This is a genomic window from Pseudomonas sp. MF09150, assembly GCF_059862355.1.
Genome location: NZ_JCBCUS010000009.1, coordinates 174,143 through 197,184 on the forward strand (window position 1 = coordinate 174,143; position 23,042 = coordinate 197,184).

General features: G+C 65.0%; 18 protein-coding genes and 2 pseudogenes. 8 read left to right on the top strand and 12 right to left on the bottom strand.

Annotation, left to right across the window (positions count from 1 at the left end):
• Positions 1–11: 11 nt before the first annotated feature.
• Together AC19YX_RS28630 and AC19YX_RS28635 are read right to left on the bottom strand one after the other, a co-directional pair.
• A complete protein-coding gene (locus tag AC19YX_RS28630) occupies positions 12–959 on the bottom strand; it encodes a FecR domain-containing protein (RefSeq protein ID WP_500607608.1) in 948 nt (315 codons plus the stop codon).
• Positions 956–1,489: a sigma-70 family RNA polymerase sigma factor gene (locus tag AC19YX_RS28635; RefSeq protein ID WP_421549601.1), complete on the bottom strand. Its 534-nt coding sequence runs from the start codon at positions 1,487–1,489 to the stop codon at positions 956–958. Before AC19YX_RS28635 ends, AC19YX_RS28630 begins: the two co-directional genes overlap by 4 nt.
• Before the next feature lie 153 nt (positions 1,490–1,642).
• Between AC19YX_RS28635 and AC19YX_RS28640 the strand changes: the two genes are divergently transcribed.
• Both AC19YX_RS28640 and AC19YX_RS28645 read left to right on the top strand, forming a co-directional pair.
• Positions 1,643–2,572: an ADP-ribosylglycohydrolase family protein gene (locus AC19YX_RS28640; protein ID WP_500607609.1), complete on the top strand. Its 930-nt coding sequence runs from the start codon at positions 1,643–1,645 to the stop codon at positions 2,570–2,572.
• 30 nt (positions 2,573–2,602) lie between these two features.
• Positions 2,603–3,004 carry a lysozyme inhibitor LprI family protein gene (locus AC19YX_RS28645; protein WP_500607610.1) on the top strand — a complete coding sequence of 134 codons (402 nt, stop codon included), beginning with the start codon at positions 2,603–2,605 and terminating at the stop codon, positions 3,002–3,004.
• 103 nt (positions 3,005–3,107) lie between these two features.
• Here AC19YX_RS28645 and peaD read toward each other — a convergent pair whose 3' ends face one another.
• The 4 genes from peaD to peaA all read right to left on the bottom strand — a co-directional run bounded on the left by peaD (position 3,108) and on the right by peaA (position 7,667).
• A complete protein-coding gene (gene peaD / locus AC19YX_RS28650; RefSeq protein ID WP_500607611.1) occupies positions 3,108–4,226 on the bottom strand; it encodes a quinohemoprotein amine dehydrogenase subunit beta in 1,119 nt (372 codons plus the stop codon).
• A 23-nt stretch (positions 4,227–4,249) separates the two neighbouring features.
• A complete protein-coding gene (qhpC, locus tag AC19YX_RS28655; protein WP_500607612.1) occupies positions 4,250–4,573 on the bottom strand; it encodes a quinohemoprotein amine dehydrogenase subunit gamma in 324 nt (107 codons plus the stop codon).
• Between the two features lies 1 nt (position 4,574).
• Entirely contained in the window at positions 4,575–6,005 is a 1,431-nt protein-coding gene (peaB, locus tag AC19YX_RS28660) for a quinohemoprotein amine dehydrogenase maturation protein (RefSeq protein WP_078473867.1), read from the bottom strand.
• An 81-nt stretch (positions 6,006–6,086) separates the two neighbouring features.
• Positions 6,087–7,667: a quinohemoprotein amine dehydrogenase subunit alpha gene (gene peaA / locus AC19YX_RS28665; RefSeq protein ID WP_421549589.1), complete on the bottom strand. Its 1,581-nt coding sequence runs from the start codon at positions 7,665–7,667 to the stop codon at positions 6,087–6,089.
• Between the two features lie 407 nt (positions 7,668–8,074).
• Between peaA and AC19YX_RS28670 the strand changes: the two genes are divergently transcribed.
• From AC19YX_RS28670 to AC19YX_RS28680, 3 genes and pseudogenes are all read left to right on the top strand, one after another.
• Positions 8,075–8,743, top strand: coding sequence for an HAD family hydrolase (locus AC19YX_RS28670; RefSeq protein ID WP_500607613.1), 669 nt, complete (start codon positions 8,075–8,077; stop codon positions 8,741–8,743).
• A 474-nt stretch (positions 8,744–9,217) separates the two neighbouring features.
• Positions 9,218–9,490: pseudogene (locus AC19YX_RS28675) on the top strand (PAS domain-containing protein); the annotation flags it as partial.
• Between the two features lie 348 nt (positions 9,491–9,838).
• Positions 9,839–10,783: pseudogene (locus AC19YX_RS28680) on the top strand (methyl-accepting chemotaxis protein); the annotation flags it as partial.
• Between the two features lie 51 nt (positions 10,784–10,834).
• Here AC19YX_RS28680 and AC19YX_RS28685 read toward each other — a convergent pair.
• A complete protein-coding gene (locus tag AC19YX_RS28685) occupies positions 10,835–11,278 on the bottom strand; it encodes a hemerythrin domain-containing protein (RefSeq protein ID WP_078473871.1) in 444 nt (147 codons plus the stop codon).
• A 174-nt stretch (positions 11,279–11,452) separates the two neighbouring features.
• Here AC19YX_RS28685 and AC19YX_RS28690 point away from each other — a divergent pair, with 174 nt between their 5' ends.
• From AC19YX_RS28690 to AC19YX_RS28700, 3 genes are all read left to right on the top strand, one after another.
• On the top strand, positions 11,453–12,031 hold the full coding sequence (locus tag AC19YX_RS28690; protein ID WP_201131836.1) for a DUF4337 domain-containing protein: 579 nt from the start codon (positions 11,453–11,455) through the stop codon (positions 12,029–12,031).
• 300 nt (positions 12,032–12,331) lie between these two features.
• Positions 12,332–13,822 (top strand): aldehyde dehydrogenase family protein, encoded by a 1,491-nt coding sequence (locus AC19YX_RS28695; RefSeq protein WP_500607614.1) that lies wholly within the window; start codon positions 12,332–12,334, stop codon positions 13,820–13,822.
• Positions 13,823–14,054: 232 nt separating this feature from the next.
• A complete protein-coding gene (locus tag AC19YX_RS28700) occupies positions 14,055–15,980 on the top strand; it encodes an amidohydrolase (protein WP_500607615.1) in 1,926 nt (641 codons plus the stop codon).
• Positions 15,981–16,119: 139 nt separating this feature from the next.
• Here the strand turns inward: AC19YX_RS28700 and qhpG are convergent, their stop codons facing one another.
• The 5 genes from qhpG to AC19YX_RS28725 all read right to left on the bottom strand — a co-directional run bounded on the left by qhpG (position 16,120) and on the right by AC19YX_RS28725 (position 23,038).
• On the bottom strand, positions 16,120–17,439 hold the full coding sequence (gene qhpG, locus AC19YX_RS28705; protein WP_500607616.1) for a flavin-dependent monooxygenase QhpG: 1,320 nt from the start codon (positions 17,437–17,439) through the stop codon (positions 16,120–16,122).
• On the bottom strand, positions 17,424–18,107 hold the full coding sequence (gene qhpE / locus AC19YX_RS28710) for a subtilisin-like serine protease QhpE (protein ID WP_421549594.1): 684 nt from the start codon (positions 18,105–18,107) through the stop codon (positions 17,424–17,426). The genes qhpG and qhpE overlap by 16 nt, the downstream gene beginning before the upstream one ends.
• A complete protein-coding gene (locus tag AC19YX_RS28715; RefSeq protein WP_201131840.1) occupies positions 18,097–19,815 on the bottom strand; it encodes an ABC transporter ATP-binding protein in 1,719 nt (572 codons plus the stop codon). The genes qhpE and AC19YX_RS28715 overlap by 11 nt, the downstream gene beginning before the upstream one ends.
• A complete protein-coding gene (locus tag AC19YX_RS28720; RefSeq protein WP_201131841.1) occupies positions 19,815–21,719 on the bottom strand; it encodes a sigma-54-dependent Fis family transcriptional regulator in 1,905 nt (634 codons plus the stop codon). The genes AC19YX_RS28715 and AC19YX_RS28720 overlap by 1 nt, the downstream gene beginning before the upstream one ends.
• 293 nt (positions 21,720–22,012) lie before the next feature.
• On the bottom strand, positions 22,013–23,038 hold the full coding sequence (locus AC19YX_RS28725) for a histone deacetylase family protein (protein WP_500607617.1): 1,026 nt from the start codon (positions 23,036–23,038) through the stop codon (positions 22,013–22,015).
• Positions 23,039–23,042 lie beyond the last annotated feature (4 nt).

Sequence of the window (23,042 nt, forward strand, 5' to 3'; positions counted from 1 at the left end):
GACAGGGTGCATCAGGCCGCGACGAGGCGTGTCCAGTAGCGGGTGTGGCGCACGATCTGCACCGGCAGCGCCTGGGCAATCGCCTCCAGCGCCTGGTCGATATCGTCCAGGGGGAATGCCCCCGAGACCCGCAGATCCGCCACCTGCGGCGCGCAGCCCAGGTAGCCGCCGCGATAACGCTGCAACTCGTCGACCAGGCGCTCCAGGCGCCAGCCGTCGATCAACAGCCGGCCCCGGGCCCACTCGCCCGCATCGGGTTCCAGGGCGCTGCGGGTGAGCAGTTGTTCGGCATCAAAGCCGACGGTCTGCCCGGCCATGACCACCGTTTCGGCCAGGCCGTGACCCGGACGCACCGCCACGCCATGCTGCAACACGCTAAGGGAGGTGAAGCCGGGGCTCTGGCGCACACTGAAACGCGTGCCCAGGGCCCGCATTTCGCCTTGGGCGCTGCGCACGATAAAGGGCCGGGCGTCCTTGGCCGTCTCCACCAGGATCTCCCCCGCGCGCAACACCAGCAGGCGCAACTCGGCGCGGTAGACGATATCCACCGCGCTGTCGGTATTGAGGATCAGCCGTGTGCCATCGGCCAGTTGCAGGCTGCGCCGCTCACCGACCGCCGTGCGCTGGTCGGCCATCCACAACGGTGCCTGGCGATAGCCGGACCAACCCAGGCCACCGGCGCCCACGGCCAGCACCAGTCCCTTGAGCAGGCTGCGCCGATCCAGCAGCGGGAGCGCCGCGGCCTTGTCCATGACGTTGCAGGCCAGGCTCGCCGGCAAACCGTTCAACTGCGCCTGCAACTGCTCCACCTGCTGCCAGGCCCACTGGTGCTGCGGGCTCTTCTGGAGCCAGGCGCGGAACGCCTGTTGCAGCTCGACATCACCCGGCACTGCGGCCAGCCGCGCGACCCAGTGGGCGGCCGCGCTCAAGGCCTGGCGCTGCGGATCCTGGGCCTTCATTGATTATCCAGGGCAAAAAACAGGCAGTGTTCGGTGGCCTTGGCGATGTACTTGGTCACCGAACTGACCGACACCTGCAACTCTTCGGCAATGTCCTTGTAGGGCAGGCCCTGCAATTGCGAGAGCAGGAACGCCCGCTTCGCCTTGCGCCCCAGGCCGTCGAGCATGGCGTCCAGGCGCTGCAGGGTCTCGATCAGCAGCCAACGCTCCTCGGGGGAAATCTCCAGCCCCGGGGGTTGTTCCGCCAGGGCCTGCAAATAGGCCTGCTCCAGGGCACGGCGGCGAAAGCTGTCGATCATCACGCGCTTGGCGACCGTCACCAGAAAGTGCCGCGGCTCCTTCAACGGGCTGCCCACGCTCTTTTGCGGGTCAGCCAGCAACAGGCGGACAAAGGTGTCCTGGGCCAGGTCCGCCGCCTGCTGCGAACAGCCCAGGCGCGCGCGCAACCAGCCCACCAGCCAGCCATGGTGATCGCCGTAGAGCACGGCAATGGGTTGATGAGCGGAACAATCGGAAGCGACCGGAGGCATGAGCGCTGCGCACGTAATTGAGAATGCGTCGCAATTTAGTCCAATGTCCAAAGCGAGGCAATAGCCTCGTCGGCCTGCGCCGAGCCGCAGCGCGGATCACCCGGGAAAAATGCTAAGGTCGCCCCCGTACCCGGCCTTCAACAAGGATGACCCATGCCCCTTACGCTTTCAGATCGCTACCGCGGCAGCCTGCTCGGCCTGGCCTGCGGCGATGCGCTCGGCACCACCGTGGAATTCAAGCCGCGCGGCTCGTTCCCGGAAGTCACCGACATGACCGGCGGCGGCCCGTTCAACCTCAAGCCCGGGCAATGGACCGACGACACCTCCATGGCCCTGTGCCTGGCCGAAAGCCTGCTGAACAAGGGCGGGTTCAATGCCGCCGACCAGATGGGCCGCTACCTCAACTGGTGGCAATGGGGCTACCTGAGTTCCACCGGCGACTGCTTCGATATCGGCATGACCGTGCGCGAGGCCCTGGCCCGGTTCCAGGCCAGCGGCGATCCGTTTTCCGGCTCCACCGATCCCTATAGCGCCGGCAACGGCTCACTGATGCGCCTGGCGCCGGTGGTGCTGTTCTACTTCCCCGATGAGGCGCGCATCGCCGAATTCGCCGCCAGCAGTTCGCGCACCACCCACGCTGCGCCCGAAGCCGTGGAATGCTGCCAGCTGTTTGCGCAACTGATCGCCCTGGCTCTGGCCGGCGCGAGCAAGGCGCAGCTGCGTCACGTGCCGGAATCGAGTTTCAGCCAGCCCAAGGTCGTGGCCATTGCCCAGGGCCAGTACCTGGACAAAACCCGCGAACAGATCGTCGGCAGCGGTTACTCGGTGGCGTCCCTGGAGGCCGCGCTGTGGTGCTTCCAGCACACCGACAGCTTTGCCGCCGCGGTGCTGGCCGCCAGTAACCTGGGGGACGACGCCGATACCACCGCCGCCATCGTCGGCCAGTTGGCCGGGGCCCATTACGGTGCCCAGGGCATCCCCGAAGGCTGGCTGGCCAAGCTGCACATGGGCGATGAGATCCAGGCCACGGCCGATGCCCTGCTCCAGGCTGCGCAGACCGTCCAGGCTCAACGCCAGCCGTAACCCCACCCTGCTCGAATCAAGAGACCTGCCATGCACCCACGCTTCCTGCTGTTGCTCGCCCCGCTGCTGCTGGCGCCCCTGGCCCAGGCCGACGAGTGTGACAACGCCACCACCCAACTCGACATGAACCAATGCGCCGGCAAGCAGTTCAAGGCCGCCGACCAGGAACTCAACAGCTTGTACCAGCAGATCAACCAGCGCCTCAAGGACCAGCCGCAGACCAAGAAGCTGCTGGTCACCACGCAACGCGCCTGGGTGGCGTTTCGCGATGCCGAGTGCGACTTCGCCGCCTCCGGGGTCGAGGGCGGCAGTGTCTACCCGCTGATCCACAGCAACTGCACCACGGCCCTGACCAAGGACCGGGTCAAGGCCTTCAAGACCTACCTCAAGTGCGAAGAAGGCGACCTGAGCTGCCCGGTGCCGGGGCTCTAGCCGCTCAAGCAAAAACCGGCGTGGCGCTGATGGGGTCCAGGGGGTTGCCGGTCGCGCAACGCCTGGACCTCATCAGCGCCACGCCGGCGCCAAGTGGGCGGGTCTAGCGGACGAAGATCTGCGCCGTGGTGATCGCCATGTCACCGCCCGGCAGCTTGATGCTGCCGATCTGCTTCATGCTGTCGGCGTCGAAAATCGCCACGTCGTTGAAGGTCCCCGCCAGGTAGATCTTGCTCCCCGCCTTGTTGAATGAAATGCAGTAGTAGGAGTGATCGAGGGTCGCCGCCTGGATCAGCTTCTTCTGCTTGATGTCGTACTTGGCCAGGCGGTTGAGCACGCCGAACATCAGGTTCGGGTCCTTGGGCGAGCGCATGCCGCTGAAGTAGATTTCGGTCAGCGGGCCGAAGTCGGTGGTTTCGGTCTTGCCGGTTTTCAGGTCGACGCTGAACAGCCCGTAGAGGTAGTCCGCGGTGGCCGGGTCCTGCTTCTTGTCCTTGAACTTGGCGGCGGTGTAGAGCAGCGAGAAGTCATGGCGGAAGGTCTGCTGGTTCCACACGTAGAGCACGTCGGGGGCGCTGTAGTTGACGCGTTTCCAGTGCCGACTGGGGATCAGCACATCGAACTTGCCGGTCTGTACGTTGACCTTGTACACATCGGCGCCGGCCACATACAGGGTGCCGTCGTCGCCGCTCTGCATGATGGTCAGCTGGCGCGGCGCGGGGAAGCTGCGCAGCGGCTTGGCGTTCATCCCGGCGTCGGTGGCGTAGACATCCAGTCGTGGCTGCTTGACCTCGTAGCGGTCGTTGAGCATCTGGGTCGGGTTGGCCACGGTGTACAGCTCCTTGCCGTCGTGGCTGACGGTGAAGGCAAACATCGAGCGGGCCTTCTCCCCCGGCTGCTGGGTGATGCTGGCGTGGAACACCTGTTTGCAGCTGTCAAGCTCAACGCCGTAGACATCGGCGTAATGGTTGTTCAACACATAGGCGATCTTGCGGTCCGGCGACAGCTGTACCGTGCCCGGGCCGAAGGCGTCGGGCAGTTGGCAGGTCTTGTACAGGCTGTCGCTGGCCAGGTCGAGGACGTGCAGGTTGTTCGGGTAGTTGGTGGTCACCATGTATTCGTGACCGCTGTTGAGGGCCAGGCCCTCATCAGCCAACGCGGTGATGGAACAGGCGCTGAGAACCGCGCCGGCGGCCAGGCCGCACACTGTGATAGCTCGCATGCTGGAATCCTTGTGCTGTCCGGTTACTTGTCTTTGGGGAAGACGGTGCCGAGGTTGCGCCAGTTGTCGTTGGAGGCCTGGGCGTCCTTGTTCCAGTCGGGGTAGGTGCTCATCATGTCCGGCACCTGGGCCGGCCACCAGCAAGGGTCGGAGCAGCCATAGAGGTCGGCTTCCATCGGCTGGCACAGCGAGGACACGCCACCGAAGGCGTCGATTTCCCAGCCCGGGTCGGTGGTCGAGGCGCAACCGGCCACGGAGTTCATCGCCACCACTTCTTCGATGCGGTTTTCGGCGGAGGCCTGTTCCAGCTTCTGGGCTTTGTTGTTGATCGGCTTGAGATGTTTCATATCAGTGGGCCTTGCGCGGAGTGATGTAACTGCTGATGAACGCAGGGTTGTGAGCCATGATCCGGGTGTAGACCTCGATGCCGAAATCCACCCAGTCACGCATCAGTTCGCAGTAGTGATAGGTCGGGTGCGTCGGGTCACCGTAGCGCGCATAGCTCTCGTGGTAGCAGCCGCCGGAGCACAGGTTGCGGATCTGGCAGTCCTCGCAGCCGGTGTTGGTGCGGTCCAGGCGCTGGGACAGGAAGTCATTCAACTCCACCTGCTTGACCCCGCTGTGGACGTTGCCGAAGGTCGGCAGGGACGACCCGGTAAAGCGGTGGCACAGGTTGAGCTCGCCCTTGTGGTCCACCGCCAGCATCTTCAGCCCGGCGCCGCACGGCAGGGCCTTTTTGTGGCCCTCGTGGATGTCGGTGATCAGCTGGTGCAGGTTGGAGAAACCGATATTGCGGTGCTCCAGGGCCGCCTCCAGGTAACGCCGCCCCAGCTTCTTCATGTTGGCGAAGACTTCGATCAACTCCTCGCTCGACAGGTTGAAGCTGCTGATATCGCCCGAGGTCACCGGGGCGAAACCGACTTCGGCAAAACCCAGTTCGTTGAACAGGTGATCCCAGATGGTCTCGACGTCGGTGACCCCGGTGGTCAGGGTTACCCGCGCGCCCACCGGCCGGCTGTTGTAGCGCGACAGCAGCATTTCGGCCTTGCGCCGCACCACGTCATAGGTGCCCTGCCCGCCCACGGTGATGCGGTTGCGGTCGTGCACGGTCTTGGGCCCGTCGATGCTCACCGAGAGCCCGAAGCGGTGGGCATTGAGGTAGTCCACGGTGTCTTCGGTGAGCAAGGTGGCGTTGGTGGTCATGACGAACTCGACGAACTTGCCGGCCTCGCGAAAACGCTTCTCGCAGTAGTCGACCATGTACTCGATCAGCTTGCGGTTGCTCAGCGGCTCGCCGCCGAAAAACACCACGGTGAAGCGCTCTTCGTCCGGCGATTCCTTGAGCAGCATCTCCACCGAGGCCACGGCGGTGTCGATCTCCATCTTCTTGCCGGCCGAGGGCTTGTCCAGGTCTTCCTTGTAGCAGTAGGTGCAACTCAGGTTGCAGCCGGTGTTGACGTTGAGCACCACGGTGTTGATCGCCGTGCGCTCGACCCGCTTGGTGCCGATGTCCGGGGTCAGTGGCGAGCCGTCGCTGACCAGTTCCAGGGCCATCAGCTCGCGCAGGGTCTCGACCACTTCAGCGCCGCCATAGTGGCTGGCCAGGCGCTGGACCAGATCGTCCGAAGAGCAACCCGGGCCACGCAAGGCATCGATGATGCTGCCAGTCAGTGCATCGCTGGCAAACAGCGAACTGCTGGGGATATGGAACAGCATGCGGTCGGCGTCCACCTGCACTTCGTGCAGGTTGCGCTCGACCAGATTCAAAATAGCGCCCATCGCAATCTCCTGTGCTCACCCCGGGGTTCAGGGGCGGCGGTCATTCCAGAAAAGTCGTTACAGCCCAAGGCATCGAACAACTCATGGAATGGGTGGATTGTTCCAACGTTGCACGGTGACGATCAGGTGGCCTTCGCCGGTCAGGGACTGGCCTGAGTCGTCGACGGCGGCGATCACCTTGAGGTTGCCGGCGTTGTTGGTGGACATCTTGCGCGCCGGGTTCGGCCCGGCGTCGCCCGGGGTGAACACGCCACTGTCAGCCTGCATCTGCCCGGCGAACTTGACGTCTTCGTCTTCCTTGGCGCGCTCGTCGAAGGCCTCGACCTTCCACTGCGCCGGGAATACGCCGATGCGATACGGCTTGCCATCGGCGCCCTTGCCCCAGGCTTCGGCGTCGAACCGCCCCTGGACCTTGGGCGTCGACCCGCCGCCTTCGCCAATGCGTGCCACCGAGAACGCCGGCACCACCTTGACTTCGGCGATGGCGCTGTACAGCGCCAGGTTCACGCCCTTGAGCGCGCCCACGCTGACCGCGCGCAGGCCCGGCTGGGCATTGGCCGCGGCCTTGATCCGGACCTTGATCTGCTCCGGGCTGTGGCTGACGACTTCGAGCACTTGCACGCCTTTGCCAAAGTCCGGCTGGCCTTGCAGGCCACTGCCGATCAGGGTCACTTCGGTTTCGCTGCCGGCCTTGAGGTAGCCCGGTTGCACCGCCAGCAAACGGCTGGAGCCCTGCTTGGCGGCGATAAAGTCCAGGCCGCGTTCGTCGTGCTCGGCCTCGAACATCCGCCCTTGCAGGACGTTGCCCTGGGCGGCGAATACCTGGCGCATAGTGACGCCGTCGATGCTGACGTTGCCGCGCCATTCGTAGCCGCTGTAGAGGATCGCACTGCCCTCGCCATTGAACGGGCTGCCGTCGGCGTACCGGCCCTTGACGCTGACCTTGAACTGATCGCTGCCGTCGGCGGCGACGCTCATGACCCCGGCCAGTTCACCCTTGCCCGGCAGGTGACCGCTGAAGCTCCAGTCACCCACCAGGGCTTCGGCCTTGGGTGCACGGCTCAGCCATTGCTTCCAGGCCGGGTTGTCCAGGGGGTAACGCTTGGCCAGCAGCGGCACCATGTCCTTGCGGGCCAGATCGAACCAGTCCCGGTCGCGGGACAGCGCCTGGTATTCCAGGGACGGCCATTGTCCGAGGTGGAAGTTGACCAGCCGCTCCCATTCCTCGGCCGGCCGCCGTTGCAGCGCGACCCGCGCGCCGGAGTGGCAGCGGCCGCACATCTGGCTGGTCTGTTCGTCGAACTGCTCAACGGTGTTCAGGCGCCGCTCCAGGGCGTAGCGCACGCCATCGGTTTCGCTGGGCGCCAGGCCCTGGGTGTCGGCCAGGTATTTGACCAGGGTGCGCCGGTCGTCATCGCTGATCTGCAAGCCATGCATGGTCTGCATGCGGGCAATGCTCATCAGCCAACCTTCGGGGGTCTTGCGCTGGTGGCTGATGCGGCTCAGGCCATTGTCGGCCTCGGGCGTGTGGCAGCCCTGGCAGGTTTCCCGGAGGATGCTGGGGGCATCGCGCGCGGCCAGTGTGGGCGGGGAATGCAAGGCACTGCATACAGCCATCGCCAGCAGGCCGCTGGTCATGCCTGCTCGGATTTTTCTCTTCATCAACGTCAAACCTCCCACGGAGCTTTCTTATTTTTAGTGCGTCGTTTTTATGGTTTCTGCCACGCCCGGCAAGGCCGGTCATGGAGGCAAGAGAAACGTCTGCGGTGAGCAATACACGGAGCGTGCCAGCTTATTATTGTTCACTGAATCAAAGGCTTGTCGGCGCCTGGTGACGATACGGGGCGGTTCCGGGCCCGGGCTGCCGTTCAATTTCGCGACACGGTTCTCAGTCTGATACAGCAGCATGGCGCAGGCGCCGCGCCTGTAAAGGCCGATTGCGTCGAGCGCGACGCACGGGACGAGGCGCAACCCGAAGCGCCTGCTCCGCTGATCGGGCAAGCCTGCTAGGATGCGCGCTTAACCGCTTCAGCCCACCGGCCCGGACGTGGCCAGACAGGAACCCCGACATGCTCAATGCTCTGCTTTTCGACCTCGACGGCACCCTGACCGATACCGACCAATTGCACCTTCTGGCCTTGCAACAATTGCTGCTGGAGGAGGACGACCGGGTGTTTACCGCCGACGAGTTCGAAGCCCACGTCAGTGGCCAGGCCAATGCCAATATGTGCCGCTACCTGTTTCCACACCGGTCGGTGGCTGAACATGAAGCCTTCGCCGACCGCAAGGAAGTGCGCTTTCGCCAACTGTCGCCCCAACTGACCCCGATGCCAGGCCTGGTGCGCCTGCTGGACTTCGCCCGCGAGCAAGGCATCGCCATGTGCGTGGTGACCAACGCGCCGCGCGCCAACGCCGAGCACATGTTGCAGGTACTGGGCCTGCGCGAGCGTTTCGAGACCGTGCTGGTGGCCGAAGAGTTGCCCCGGGCCAAGCCCGATCCCCTGCCCTACCTCACCGGCCTTGAGCGCCTGAACGCACGGGCCGACAGCAGCCTGGCCTTCGAGGACTCGATTCCCGGCCTGACCGCCGCAGTCAAGGCAGGGATTTTCACCGTGGGCCTGGCCACCAGCCAAAGCCGCGACACCCTGCTCGCCGCCGGCGCCCATCTGGTGATCGAGGATTTCAACGACCCACTCCTGTGGCAGCAGATCGAACGCATGCTCGGCGCCAGGCCCTAGGTGAAACACGCCCAGCGCAAAAACACCGCCCGATGGGCAGCGCCTGAAACGTCTTGAGCAGGTGATCTGCCAGGAACCGGCAGAGAGAGAAAAGAAGCTCGCCCATTTATTTCGACCGTGTTGCTTGGTGTCGAAACACCCCCCTTAGGCTGGGCGAGCTGCAGCAATATAGGTCTATGGCCCGGGGCATTCCATCGGACATGTCCCAAAGTCCCGGCGCTTTTTCTGGTACTCGCCTAGATTGATAGTCGTCACTTGCAAAAAACCCAGCCAGGCCCGCCAACACGCGGGCCTGTTTTTGCAGGTGGACCGTTTTTCAGCTTGTTCCAGACAACGGAAAACCCAGCTCAGCGGATTCGAAGCGCCAGAAAGCCTTAGGCAACCAATTGTTATTTAAGGTTTTTTTGAAGACAAAACTCAGTAATCGCACGCGTCTGCCGATGGTGTTTGCACAGGATCCAGGGAGCAACAGCAATGAGAAACAATCAACCCGTCACCCAACGTGAGGTGGCGCTCGCCGCACAGCAAAAACTCATCTCGACCACCGATGCTCGCGGAGTCATTACTTACTGCAACGACGCGTTCGTCGACATCAGCGGTTTCGATCGGGCCGACCTGATTGGCGCACCGCAAAATATCGTGCGCCATCCGGACGTGCCGCCCGCGGTCTTTGCCCATATGTGGGCGGCCCTCAAGCTGGGCAATCCGTGGATGGGGATCGTCAAGAATCGTTCGAAAAACGGCGACCACTATTGGGTCAACGCCTACGTCACGCCGATTTTCGAAGGCAGCCAGGTGGTCGGTTACGAGTCGGTACGGGTCAAGCCCACCGCCGACCAGATCCGCCGCGCGCAAGCGCTGTACCAGCGCCTGAACCAGGGCCGCGCAGCAATCCCGAGCCGCCAGCGCTGGCAACCGGCGCTGCTGTGCTGGCTGCCGTTGCTGGCCATGGCCCTGATCGGCAGCCTGAGCGCCACCCTGCTTGCCCCGCCCCTGGCCTTTGCCCTGAGCGCCGTGGTGTCGCTGCCCCTCGGGCTGTTCGCCTGGCAGCGCCAGCAGGCTGCGGCCCAGCGCTTGCTGCACTTGGCCGACGCCTCCACGTGTGATGGGCTGCTGGCGCAGATGTACAGCGATCAACAGGGTGACCAGGGACGGCTGGAGACGGCCTTTGTCAGCCAGGATGCCCGCCTGAAAACCTGCCTCACGCGCTTGCAGGACACCGCCGAACAGCTCACCGAACAGGCGCGCCGCGCAGGCAGCCTGGCGGTCGACAGCTCCCGCGGCCTGGACCGCCAGCGCGCCGAAACCGAACAGGTGTCGACCGCGGTCAACCAGATGGCCGCCACCACCCAGGAAGTCGCCAGCCACGTGCAACGCACTGCCGACGCCACCCAGGAAGCCAATGTGCTGACCCGCCGTGGCCGCGAAGTGGCCCGCGATACCCGCGAGGCGATCCAGAAACTGTCCAACGTGGTCGGGGAAACCGGGGAAACCGTGGCCCAACTGGCCCGCGACAGCAACCAGATCGGCAGCGTGGTCGATGTGATCAAAGGCATTGCCGACCAGACCAACCTGCTGGCCCTGAACGCTGCGATCGAGGCGGCCCGGGCTGGGGACATGGGGCGCGGGTTTGCCGTGGTCGCCGATGAAGTCCGTCAACTGGCGCAGCGCACGGCCGAATCCACCACGCAAATCCACGACCTGATCAGCAAGTTGCAGAGCTCGTCCAATAACGCGGTGCAAACCATGGAGCACGGTCAGCGTCAGGCCGAAGAAGGCGTGGCCTGGGTGCTGGAGGCCGACAAGGCCCTGGTGGGGATCAGCGAAGCGGTGGCTAACATCACTGAAATGACCACCCAGATCGCCGCCGCCACCGAAGAGCAAAGCGCCGTCGCCGAGGAGATCAGCCGCAACATCAGCACCATTGCCGAGCTGGCCGACCAGTCGTCGGAACAGGCCCATCACTCGGCACAGGTCAGCCAGGAACTGACCCAGACCGCAACTACCCAGTACTCACTGGTGGAGCGTTTCAACCGCTAGCCGTCAGCCCCAGGCCCGCTGCCAGGCGGCGTCTGGGGCCGACTACCGGGGTCAATTGGCGGTCAACTGCTGCTCGTACTCCTTGACGTAGCCATTGGCCAATTGGTCCTTCTGCTTGTCGTCGAGGATCTTGCCGGCCATCTGGAAGAACTTCTGCTCTTCTTCATGCAGATGGTGATGCACCTTCTCCGAGAGTTTTTTCGCCGTGGCCAGCCAGGCCGGGCTCGACATCTCGGTCTCGTCCAACTCTTCCATCAACTCATCCATCGCGTGGTGCTCGGAGATCGCATGGCGGCTGAGGTCGACGCCATTGTCGTGCTCCATCAGCGGCACGTAGAAAAACCGCTCTTCGGCCGTCTCGTGGGCCTGCAACTCGGCCTTGAGCTGGGCATAGGCTGCGGTGCGCTCGGGGGTGTCGCCTGAAGTGCGCACCAGAGCCTCGGCATAGCTGCGCTGCCGGTCGTGACTTTCGCGCAGGGCTTCGAATATGTTCAAGGGCAATCCTCCAGGTTTATGGGGCCATCTTTGCCTAGACCCTGGCGCCGAGGCGGCGGTTCAACCCAATCCCGTGCGGGCTGTCGGGAAGCTGAACAGAAGCCGGCTACGCCAACGCAGGTCCAGGGCCGCAGTTACAATTTGATACTTTCTCCCCTCCCGCAGATCACGGCCATGACCGAAGACTTCGAAGTGCCCAGCCCCCACGAGAAACACCTGGAACACGTGGCCGAACACGCCCATGCCCTGAGCGATACCTTTGCCAGCAAGATCGCGGTGATGACCGCCATCATGGCCACCCTGGGCGCACTGCTCAGCTACCAGGCGGGGTCCACCGAAAGTGAAGCGGCGATGGACAAGAACAATGCGGCCATGAAGAAGACCGAAGCCGCCAACCAGTGGAACTACTACCAGGCCAAATCCAGCCGCCAGAACCTGGCGGAACTGGCAGTGCACATCCCCGGGCTCGATGCCGCGCATTACGCCAGCGAGGCCCATCGCTACCAGGAGCAGAAGGAAGGGCTGCGCCAGCAAGCCGAAGCCCTGGAAGCGCAAGCCCGCGAGTGGGACGACAAATCCGAAGCCGCCCTGCATCAGCACCATCGCTGGGCCCAGGCCATGACCGCGATTCAGATCGCCATCTCCCTGGCCGCCATCACCCTGCTGACCCGCAAGGAATGGCTGAAAAAACTCGCCTACACCGCCGCCAGCGCCAGCGTGCTACTGGGAGGCCTGGCCTGGCTACACCTATAACCGCCACGGCGTCCCCATACCGTAGCCGCTGCCGAAGGCTGCGCTGGCCCTCACTCCCCCCCCAAATACACCTGACACCCCACGCCGCCCATCCCGGACAGCGCAGCCTGGCGGCAGCGGCTACCTGAGCTCTATCGTCTCCCCCGTCTCACAGGCTGTCGCAGTTTGCGAACACAAGGCCCCGCCGGCTTGCCCCTCGGCGGGCGCCAGGCCCTGCAAAACGGCGGCCTGGACGCCGATGGCACAACTGGCACAGCCATTGCGAAAGACCTCGCCTCATGCCCAACAAGAGGTCTTGCCATGTCTGTTTCTTCTCTGCTCCCGGCCACCACGGCTTTTATCCAGCGCGCGCCGCGCATGTTGATCGGCGGCGAATGGGTCGAGGCCGCCGATGGCCAGACCATGCCCCTGCGCAACCCGGCCACCGGCGAGCAACTGTGCCTGGTGCCACGCGCCACGGTTGACGATGTGGACCGCGCAGTCCTCGCCGCCCGGCACGCTTTCGACGATTCGGCCTGGACCCGTACCCGCCCTCGCGAGCGGCAGAACCTGCTGTGGAAACTCGCCGACCTGATGCAGCGCGATGCCGAGTTGCTGGCGCAGCTGGAATGCCTGAACAACGGCAAAAGCGCGGCGGTGGCCCAGGTCATGGACGTGCAGTTGTCCATCGATTTTCTGCGCTACATGGCCGGCTGGGCGACCAAGATCGAGGGTTCCAGTGTCGAGGTGTCGCTGCCGTTGATGCCGGACGACCAGTTCCACAGTTTTATCCGTCGCGAAGCGGTGGGCGTGGTCGGTGCCATCGTGGCCTGGAACTTCCCGCTGCTACTGGCCTGCTGGAAGCTCGGCCCGGCCTTGGCCACCGGCTGCACCGTGGTCCTCAAGCCGGCGGATGAAACCCCGCTCAGCGCCCTGAAACTGGCCGAACTGGTGCTCGAAGCCGGCTACCCCGAAGGCGTGTTCAACGTGGTCACCGGCACCGGCATCACCGCCGGCTCGGCCCTGACCCACAACCCTTTGGTGGACAAGCTGACCTTCACCGGCTCCACCGCCGTGGGCAAGGAAATCGGCAAGATCGCCATGGACTCCATGACCCGGGTCACCCTGGAACTGGGCGGCAAATCGCCGACCATCGTCATGGCCGACGCAGACCTGGGCAGTGCCGCCGCCGGCGCTGCCAGCGCGATTTTCTTCAACCAGGGCCAGGTCTGCTGCGCCGGTTCGCGGCTGTATGTGCAGCGCAAGCATTTCGACAACGTGGTGGCCGATATCGCCGGCATCGCCAACGCCATGAAGCTCGGCAACGGCCTGGACCCCAGCGTCGACATGGGCCCACTGATCTCGGCGCGGCAACAGGAGCGGGTCTACCGCTACATCGAAATGGGCCGCGAAAGCGGCGCCACCATCGCCTGTGGCGGTGAGCAGTTCGGGCCGGGGTATTTCGTCAAGCCAACAGTGATTGTCGACGTCGACCAGAAACACGCCCTGGTGCAGGAGGAAATCTTCGGCCCGGTATTGGTGGCGATCCCCTTCGACGACGAGGCCGACGCCCTGCGCATGGCCAACGACAGCCCCTACGGCCTGGGGGCGAGCATCTGGTCCAACGACCTGGCGGCGGTGCATCGGATGATCCCGCGGATCAAGTCCGGCTCGGTCTGGGTCAATTGCCACAGCGCCCTGGACCCGGCACTGCCCTTTGGCGGCTACAAAATGTCCGGGGTCGGCCGGGAAATGGGCTACGCGGCGATCGAGCACTACACCGAGCTGAAATCGGTGCTGATCAAGCTCTGATCGGCAACTACCGGGAACCCTCGGTTGATCAGGCAAATCCTGGCGGCCAGCGCTAGAGGAAATGCTCCCCGCCAGGGGCGCCGGAGGTGGTCCGGCGCCTGCCGACGACCGCCCTGTGCACGGCGCAAAGCGCTGCTACGCTCAGCCCGAGCCGGCTCGCTACCTCGCTTGAGGAGTCCCGGCTCATCCACCCACAACGCCTCATCACCACCGAAAACCTGAGGAAAGCATCATGGGATCAAATGGAAATGATCACGATTACATCCAGTGCGGTTGCCACAACCCCGTCTGGGAGGCGCTAAAAGACACCCTCGACCCCGCCAGCTATATCGCCAGCCACCCCAACGCCGCACATGGCCCGGTCAAGGACCCGAACGGCGAGTCCCTGGTGTTTCATGACGGCATCATCTACCCCTTGCGCGACGGCAATATGGACGATCGGGTCGACGCCCTGGGCATCCATGCCGGCGACGTGGTCGCCTCCGGCACCCTGGCCGACGTCGAAGCCCGCATGCAGGCCCTGGGCATCGACTACAAGAAGCAGTCCCTGCACGGCAAGACCCTGCTGCCCGGCCTGGTCGAGCCCCACGCCCACATCGTGCAAAGCTGCGCCATGGATGGCTGGCTGAACCTGGGCGCGATCGAGCCCGACGACGCCGATACCGACCCGCACACAGAGAAAAAAAGCCAGCGCCTGCGGCCGCTCTATACCTGGGACTGGCTGACGAAAACCATTCAGAAAAACCTGCCCGAGGACAGTTCGAGCTGGATCCTCGGGCACCTGGTCGATCCGGCGCTGATGCCGTTCAAGGTGGTTGAGGGCGGCCTGAACCAACTGATTACCCTGCAATGTGGCGACACGCCCGAAGAGGGCTACCTGGACACCATCGAGTCCAAGCGTCCGATGCTGCTGATCAGCGCGTCGATGCACACCGCCTACATGAACACGGCGGCGAGGGATCTGGTTCATGAACGAACCGGGGTCATGGCCGAGAACGGTGTGCTGCAGGAAACCCAGATAGTGGCCGGGATCCTGTCGATTCCCGCCAAGCAGAAGCTGGAAATGCTGAAGATCTTCAAGCGCCTCGACACCTTCTTCGACACCGCTTCCAGCCGCGGGATCACCCTGCTTTACGACGCGATGGTGGATCCCCTGTCAAAGCTGGTACTGAACGCCTACTTCCTGACGCACCCCAGAAAGCTGCGGATCGGCTACGCCGCCTCCTGCAACAACTCGCTGGAAATCCTCAAACTGCTGCCCGATTACCGACCGGCCACGCGGGAAGAGGCCAAATACATGTATCAAGGCTCGATCAAGGTGATCTCGGATGGCTCCAACCAGGGCTTGACCGGCTACCAGATCGCGGACTACTGCTGCCAGACGGACCGTTCGGTGGGCAACTTCAACTTCTGCGACAAGGGCGAAGACACCCCGACAGCTCTCCCGGTCAAATACAGGGAATTCATCCACGCGGCGGTGAAAAAAGGCTGGCCGCTGATGATTCATGCCAACGGCGATCGGGCCATCGAATTCACCCTGAAAGCCTATGGCCTCGCCCTGCAGGGCAAGAGCGGCCTGGACAAGCGCCATCGCATCGAACACTGCTCGCTGCTGAACAAAAGCACCCTGGAGACCATGCAGCAACTGGGCCTGTCGCCGAGCTTTCTGATTGGCCATGTCGGGTACTGGGGCTACGCCTTCGACAAAGCCATTTTCGAAAAAAAGGCCGAGGAGATGCTCGACCTCTGCAAGTCGGCCCTGGACTACAAACTGCGGATCTCCCTGCACAGCGACTACTCGGTCACCCCCCTGGGGCCCCTGCGCTCGATGGAGCAGGCGATCACCCGCAAGATGGAAGGCATCCGCAAAAGTGTTGTGGACCCGACCTTTATCGACGATCCGCGCCTGCAACCCATCCTCAATGAAGGCGAGTGCCTGACCCGCAAGCAGGCGTTGAAAGCCATCACCTACGACGCCGCCTGGCAGTGCCATGCCGAGGCCTGGACCGGGTCCTTGCAGGATCAGAACTTCGCCGACTTCGTGATCCTCGATCAGGACCCGCTGGACGAGAAGTTCCCGGCCACCCAGATTCGCGACATCAAAGTCTGCGAAACCTGGAAAGGCGGCCAGCGGGTGTACCTCAACCCTCATAACTGACCGCTGGCCAGTGCACACCGGGGGCTGCTTGAGCCCCCGGTTTTTTTCAGCCATGACCAGCTTGGATGGCGGCGGTGCGGATCACGAGCCAGACCGCTCCTGCCATTGGTTGGGTGTTTCGCGGACGTGGGCGCAAGGCTTAAGGCCGATACCCCTGCGACAGCAACCAGCCACGTATCACCCGGTCCTGCTCCGGGCTCAACTGCGCCAGGGCCTGGGTCGCGCCCTGGCTGCGCAAGCGGCGCAACAGCGGCGCCAGCTCCACCCCCTGCACATGCCAGATCCCCAGGGGCTGATCCGGGGTGACCACCACTTCGGCTTCATCCACCAGGCCGTCGCGCAACACCGGGGCGCGCTCGATGCGTAAAGCCGCAAAGTCCACGGCACTGTGGGCCGGCTGGCGGTCCGGCCACTGTCGGCGGGCCTGCCAGAACGGCTGCTCGGGCCAGCGTTGCTCGTCGGCGTAGAAGTCCCGGCCGATGCGCGCGAAACGCTGGAACAGATGCTCCACCCGCTGCCCATGGAAACGCTGCGCCAGCGCCCCGTTCTGTGGGCGCTGCAACAGGGTGTTGATCACCGCCGGGGCCTGCAAGGCCGAGGACAGGGACTGGAAAATGCCATTGCCGGACAAGGGGTCCACGGCCATCGCTGCGTCGCCGACCCGCAGCCAGCGGGCGCCACACACCTGGGGGTTGAGGATCGCCGTGCTGCTGCGGGCATGCAGGTGCAATTGCTGCTCCTCGCCATCGGCAAAGAACTCCCGGGCCATGGCCGACGCCTGGCGGCGCTGGCGACAGTACTCCGGCAACTGCGCCTTGCCCGGCAGCCCGGCGCTGGCCACATCCAGGGTCAGTTGCCAGTAGCACTGGCCGTCGGCGCGCCGGGCCATCCAGGCCCAGCCGTCCTCCAGGCTGTACACAGCGCTGGCGGCGCTGCCGGCGGGGCCTTGCCAACGATTGAGCAGGCTGACAGTTTCCGGGCCGCGCATGCCCTTGCCGGCGCCTTGGCGCAGACCTTTGTCCAGCCCCGGCGCCTGCCGCCCACGGGCCTCCACCAAAAATTCGCCAATCTGCTCGGCCTGCCCTTGCACCTGGACCCGATGCCCGGCCTCAGTGGACTGCACACCCAGCACCCGGCCCTCGATCAGTTGCACGCCGGCCTCGCGCAAGGCCTCCCGCAGGCCGCGGTCGAACGCCGGGCGGTCCAGCAGGTATTCGATGTTCTGCGCATGCTCCTCGCCGTTCCACGCCACCCGTCGCTGGGAAGGTTGCAGGGCCTGGGCCAGCGCCTGTTCCAGGCCGGCACCGCGCAAGGCTTCAAGGACCCGCACCGAAACGCCCTCCAGGGCTGGAAAACGCCGCCAGTCGCTGATCAGGGTCACCGGGTAGCCGAGGCGACGCAGCCCCAGGGCCACCGCGGCCCCGGCCGGCCCCGCGCCGAGGATCAGGATGGCGTGCATGGCACGTGCCGGCGTTCCGGGCCCCGATAGTGGGCGTTGTCCTGCAGCCACTGCAGGACCTGGGCCTTGCCGGCGTCCGGGTGGGCGCCCAGGTAAGCGGCGATATGCCCGCTCAGGGCCGCGCACCCCAGGCTGGCACCGGATTGCCCCGGGCTGCTGCCGCGCACGCAGGCGGCGAAATCCGCCTGGGCGCTATTGAGCCATGACCACTGCTGCGCGCTGCACCGCGCATCGCCGGTGACGCGCAACACCCCGGGGTAATTGGCCGGAAACACCGCCTCGCCCTGGGCCGGGCTGGACGCGCACAGCAGCACGCCGCGGGCCTCGGCGGCGGCGCAGGCCTGGCGCAGCAACTCGCGATCCTGGCGCAGGCCCAGGCTCAGGTTGATCAGCCGTACGTCCTGCTCCAGCAGCCAGTACAGCGCGGCGCTCACTTGCGCAGCGCTGGTGACCCCGCGCTGATCGAAGACCTGGGCCACATACAGCCGCGCGCGGGGTGCACGCAGGCCGATGGCCTCGACCACCGCACTGCCGTGGCCCAGGGCATCCTCCTGCAATGGGTCGCCGCCGACCCCATCCGGTTGCAGGAAGAAACGCCGTCCGCCCGCCACTCGCTGATGAGCGGCATGGCCGCTGTCGATCACGCCGATGCGCAGCTCAGGTTGCATGGGCCACCTCCACTGTGCGCAGTACCCCGTCCTGCAAGGTAAAACGCAGATCGGCATCGGCCAGGGTCGAAGGCCGGTGACTGATCAGGATCCGTGTGCGACCGGCGAACAACCGGTCGATGGCCTCGATCACCTCACGTTCAGTGGCTTCGTCCACCGCCGAGGTGGCTTCGTCCAGCACCAGAATCATCGGATCCTGAAGCAGGGCCCGGGCAATGGCGATGCGCTGTTTCTGCCCGCCGGAGAGTTGCTGGCCGCGCTCGCCCAGGGGGCTGTCCAGGCCTTCGGGCAGGGACTCGATCAGCCCCTGCAATTGCGCCAGCCGCGCCACTGCGGCCACGGCTTCCCGGCTAGCATCGGGCACGCTGTAGGCCAGGTTGTCCGCCAGGCTGCCGCGAAACAGCACGATATCCTGGCTGACCACCGCCACCCGCCGGCGCAATTGCGTCAGGTCCAGCTGGCGCAGGTCGACACCGCCCAGCAGCACCTGCCCGGATTGCGGATCGTGGTGGCGCTGCAGCAGGTCGACCAGGGTGCTTTTGCCCGCCCCCGAGCTGCCGCTGAGTGCCACCTTGCGGCCGTAGGGAATCCGCGCTTCGATGCCCTGCAGGGTCATGCCGCGCCCCGGGTGGCTGAAGTGCACATTCTGGAAATGCAGCTCGCCCTGCTCCGGCACCGGCAGCGGCGCCTCGGGGTTGCTGATGCCGGGTTCTTCGCCGCGCAGTTCCATGACCCGGCCCAGGCTCACGGTCATGCGCTGGATCGCCACGTACAGGCCGAGCAGGCTCTGCACCGGTCCCACCGCCATGCCCAGGTAGGTGGAAAAGGCAATCAGCGCCCCCAGTTGCCAGGTGCCCTGCACCACCCAGTAGCCGCCAATCAGAAAGGCACAGGCCCGGGACAATGAGGTCAGGGTGCCGGGCACCGCCTGGGTGAAGAACTCGGTGACTTGCAGCTTCAGCAACTGCTGCATGTAACCCTTGCCGAGGCTGTCCAGGCGCCGTGCCTCGCGCTGCTGCTGGCCGGCGCTCTGGATAAACTTCATCACCGGTAGGGTTTCGACCATAAACGAGGACATGTCCGCCGAACGCTCGCGCAACTGGCGCACGTCGCGCTCGACCTTGCGCCGCATCCAGCGCAGCCACAGCACGTCCAGCGGGATCAGCACCAGGGCCAGCAGCGAGAGTTTCCAGGACAGGGTCAAGAGCATGGCCAGGGCCACCACCAGGCCGATCACGCTGGAGACCGCCGAGAACAGCGAGTCCACGGCGAAGCGCTGGATCTCGGCCACATCGCCGTCCAGCCGCGACATCAGGTCACCGATCCGGCGCTGCCCGTAAAAACCCGGCGACAGCCGTTGCAGGTGCTGATAGAGGTCGTCGCGCAGGGCGAACAGAATGCGCCCGGACAGCCGCGTGTGCAGGTAGCGATTGATCCCGGACAGCGCCGTGCCCAGCAGGCCGGCGCCGATCATCAGCACGGCGATCAGCACCAGCATGGAAAAATCACGGGCCAGCAAGCCGTCGTCGATCAACAGCTTGGTCAACCAGGGCTGCACCAGCACCAGCGACGAGGCACAGGCCGAGAGCCCGAGCAGGCCGGCGATGGCCAGGCGATGGGGCCGGACAAAGGCATATAACCACTGCAACGCGCCCTGCAAGGCCTCGGGATTGGGGCTGTCTACCAGCCGGCCGATCAGGCGCCGCATCAACTGCGCAACTGTTTGAGCTTGCGGTACAGCGTCGCGCGGCTGATGCCCAGGGCGTCGGCCGCCGCCGAGACATTGCCCTGGTGGCTGTCCAGGGAACTGCGGATCAGTTCCAGCTCGTTCTCGCGGATGCTGCCGGCCTGAGGCCGTTCGCTGGCGTTGAGTTCATCGAGCATGCTGTCCGGCAGATGCTCCAGGGTCAGGGCGCTCTCGCCCTCTTCGCGCATGGCCAGGGCCGTGCGCAGGACCATCTCCAGCTGGCGGATATTGCCCGGCCAGTGGTACGCCTCGAGCAGTTGCCGCAGATCATCGGCCAAGGCCACGCCGGGGCTGCCGAGCTTGCCGAGCAGGACGCCCAGCAGCGCGCCGAAATCCTCGCGCTCGCGCAGGGCCGGGAGCATCACACTGATGCCATTGACCCGGTAGAACAGGTCTTCGCGAAAGTGTTTGTCCTCCACCAGGCGCTTGAGGTCGCGGTGGGTGGCGCAGATCAGCGCGACGTCGATGTCCTGCTCTTCACCTGCGCCCAGGGGCGCCACCTTGCGGTCCTGCAACACCCGCAGCAATCGCGCCTGCAAGGCCAGGGGCATGTCGCCGATTTCATCGAGAAACAGCGTGCCGCCGTGAGCCTGTTGCAGGCGGCCGATCATCCCGCCACGGCGCGAACCGGTGAAGGCGCCTTCGCGGTAGCCGAACAGTTCCGACTCGATCAGGCCTTCGGGGATCGCCGCGCAGTTGACCGCGATAAAGGGTTTGTCGCTGCGGCTGCCGGCCAGGTGCAGGGCCCGGGCAATCACTTCCTTGCCGGTGCCGGTCTCGCCCAGCAACAACACCGGCAAGGCGTTGGCCAAGCCCTGGCGCGCCATGCGCAAGGCTCGGGCATAACGCTGGTTACTGCCGGCCAGATGCTCCAGCGGCGGTTGCACGGGAGCGGCCTTGGGCACGGCCCGCGGCGCGCTGCTGAGGTTGAGCGAACGCTGGGGCGCGCGCAGGGTTTTGTAGAACAGTTCGCCCTTGGCGGTTTGCAGGCTGCCGACGCCGCCTTGCTGCAAGCGCGCGAGCAGTTGCAGGCCATCGACCCCGAGGAACTCCTCGCAGCGCCGCCCCACCAGGGCCGCACGCGGTGCATTGAGCAATTGGCAGGCCTGGGTGCTGACCGCCAGGATCTGCCCGCCCAGGCTCAGGGCCAGCAAGCCCTGCCAGGGGGATTCGAGGTACTGCCGCCGGCTGTGGAAGGCCAGGACGATCTGTTCGGGATAGGTGGCGTTGAACACCCGGCTTTCAATCTGGCTGACCGCCATGGCCAGCAGCGTGGTGCTGTCCTGGGCCCTTCCCAGCGGCCCTTCGCGGGTCAGGTCGAGCACGCCGAGGATCTCGCCCTGGGGGCAATGGATGGGCACCGAGGTGCAGGAAAAATCACTCAGGCGGTCCAGGTAGTGTTCACCGCAATCGATCAGAGTCGGCCGTGCTTCCACCAGGGCCGTGCCCAGGGCGTTGGTGCCACGGGCCGCCTCGCTCCAGCAGGCGCCGAGGGTGATGTCCTGCAAGCCGCTGCCCTTGAGGCGATCGGCACGCCCTTCGACCGCGAGAATGGTGGCGTCGGAGTTGGCGAGGATGATCAGCCCGTCCTTGCCCTGACGCTCGGCCAGGTAGTCGATGGCCGGCATCGCGGCATCGAGCAACAAGCGGTTGCTGGACAGCAGCAGCTCGAGGCTGGCGCTGGATTCCAGGGCCAGCTCGTGCTGACCATTGAAGTGCACGCCATGGCTGAGGCTGCGCCGCCATGAGGCATCGATTTCTGCACGCAATACACCGTCGGGGACTTCGCCCTCCAGGTGCAGCTTCTCCCGGGCCAGCCGGGCTTCGTGTGGCAGTTCAGCGTTTCTTGTTTTTATAAGAGTCATCAAGCGCTCCGAATCGGTCCGCCCGGTACCTCCCCGATCCATTCCCTTGGGTTGCGAGAAGCACGCAAGCCAAGGCAAATGTCTACACCCGGTTCAGATGGCAGTAAAGAAAAGTTTGGCCCGGCACCGCGGACACCCATTCCCTTCAAGCAAAACCTGCGCCATGGGTTGCGGCGCCGGGCCATCTTTACGTTAACGTCAAGCCAATGGCAAGCGCCGTCTGCCCTGGCCTTGCGACGGGTCGGCGGGACCAGGGCCTCGGGCGCCATCACCCGCAGGCGGATCGTCCCGGGTCAGAGCTTCCAGGCCTCGCCGTCGACAAAGAAAGCCCGGGCATTGTCCTCCAGGCTTTCCAGGTGATACCCGCCTTCCTGGACGATCAGGCACGGCAGACCCAGGCTGCGGATCCGCTCACCCAGGGTGGCGAAGCCGTCCCGGGTCACGGCCACTTTGCTTTGCGGGTCCAACTCATAGATATCAAAGCCCAGGGACAGCACCAGCACCTCGGCACCGAAACGCTGCACCGCGTCCAGCGCCGTTTCCAGTTGGGCCAGGAAATCCCCTTCGCTGGCGCCGTGGGGCATCGGCAGGTTGAGGTTATAGCCCGCCCCCGATCCCTCGCCGCGCTCGTCGGCAAACCCGGTCACGCCTGGGTAAAAGTTGGTCGGGTCGCCATGCACCGAGACATACAGCACGTCGTCCCGCTGGTAGAAAATCTCCTGGATGCCCTGGCCGTGGTGCATGTCGGTGTCGAGCACCGCGACCCGGGCATATTTCTCCCGCAGCACCTGGGCCGCCACTGCCGCGTTGTTCAGGTAGCAGAAGCCGCCTGCGGCTTCGGCCCGCGCGTGGTGGCCCGGCGGGCGGCACAAGGCGTAGGCCGCTGGCTCACCGTCGAGCAATGCCTGGGCCCCGGCGACGGCACTTTGCGCCGACCAGTAGGCTGCACGCCAAGTCGACTCACCCACCGGGCAACTGCCGTCGGCCAGGTAGCATGCGGCCTGGGCCAGGACCCCACGCAAGGCATTGGGCTCACGCACGAAGATGTTGGACATCACCTCATCGCCCCAGTCTTCGGGGATGTCCTTCCAGCCCTGGTGCGCATCCTGCAGAAACGTCAGGTACGGCGCGCCGTGTACCGCCAGCAATGGGGCCATCCCGGCATCCCGTGGCTGCTCGACGGCAAAACCCAGGGAGTGTGCGGCCTGCACCAGGCGCTGGGCGCGCTCCGGCACCTCCTGGGGTATGCGCATCTGGCCGCGCGAGTAGTAGCTGCGTGGGTGGTGGAGCAACTGTTCGGGGTGGAAAAAACTGCGCATGACC

Coding starts and splice junctions, on each gene's coding strand:
- peaB (WP_078473867.1), bottom strand. CDS start 6,005: ATGGGCGCTATTTTGAATCTGGTCGAGCGCAACCTGCACGAAGTGCAG.
- AC19YX_RS28670 (WP_500607613.1), top strand. CDS start 8,075: ATGCTCAATGCTCTGCTTTTCGACCTCGACGGCACCCTGACCGATACC.
- AC19YX_RS28720 (WP_201131841.1), bottom strand. CDS start 21,719: ATGACTCTTATAAAAACAAGAAACGCTGAACTGCCACACGAAGCCCGG.
- AC19YX_RS28645 (WP_500607610.1), top strand. CDS start 2,603: ATGCACCCACGCTTCCTGCTGTTGCTCGCCCCGCTGCTGCTGGCGCCC.
- AC19YX_RS28725 (WP_500607617.1), bottom strand. CDS start 23,038: ATGCGCAGTTTTTTCCACCCCGAACAGTTGCTCCACCACCCACGCAGC.
- peaD (WP_500607611.1), bottom strand. CDS start 4,226: ATGCGAGCTATCACAGTGTGCGGCCTGGCCGCCGGCGCGGTTCTCAGC.
- qhpE (WP_421549594.1), bottom strand. CDS start 18,107: ATGCAACCTGAGCTGCGCATCGGCGTGATCGACAGCGGCCATGCCGCT.
- AC19YX_RS28690 (WP_201131836.1), top strand. CDS start 11,453: ATGACCGAAGACTTCGAAGTGCCCAGCCCCCACGAGAAACACCTGGAA.
- AC19YX_RS28635 (WP_421549601.1), bottom strand. CDS start 1,489: ATGCCTCCGGTCGCTTCCGATTGTTCCGCTCATCAACCCATTGCCGTG.
- qhpG (WP_500607616.1), bottom strand. CDS start 17,439: ATGCACGCCATCCTGATCCTCGGCGCGGGGCCGGCCGGGGCCGCGGTG.
- AC19YX_RS28715 (WP_201131840.1), bottom strand. CDS start 19,815: ATGCGGCGCCTGATCGGCCGGCTGGTAGACAGCCCCAATCCCGAGGCC.
- peaA (WP_421549589.1), bottom strand. CDS start 7,667: ATGAAGAGAAAAATCCGAGCAGGCATGACCAGCGGCCTGCTGGCGATG.
- AC19YX_RS28695 (WP_500607614.1), top strand. CDS start 12,332: ATGTCTGTTTCTTCTCTGCTCCCGGCCACCACGGCTTTTATCCAGCGC.
- AC19YX_RS28630 (WP_500607608.1), bottom strand. CDS start 959: ATGAAGGCCCAGGATCCGCAGCGCCAGGCCTTGAGCGCGGCCGCCCAC.
- qhpC (WP_500607612.1), bottom strand. CDS start 4,573: ATGAAACATCTCAAGCCGATCAACAACAAAGCCCAGAAGCTGGAACAG.
- AC19YX_RS28700 (WP_500607615.1), top strand. CDS start 14,055: ATGGGATCAAATGGAAATGATCACGATTACATCCAGTGCGGTTGCCAC.
- AC19YX_RS28640 (WP_500607609.1), top strand. CDS start 1,643: ATGCCCCTTACGCTTTCAGATCGCTACCGCGGCAGCCTGCTCGGCCTG.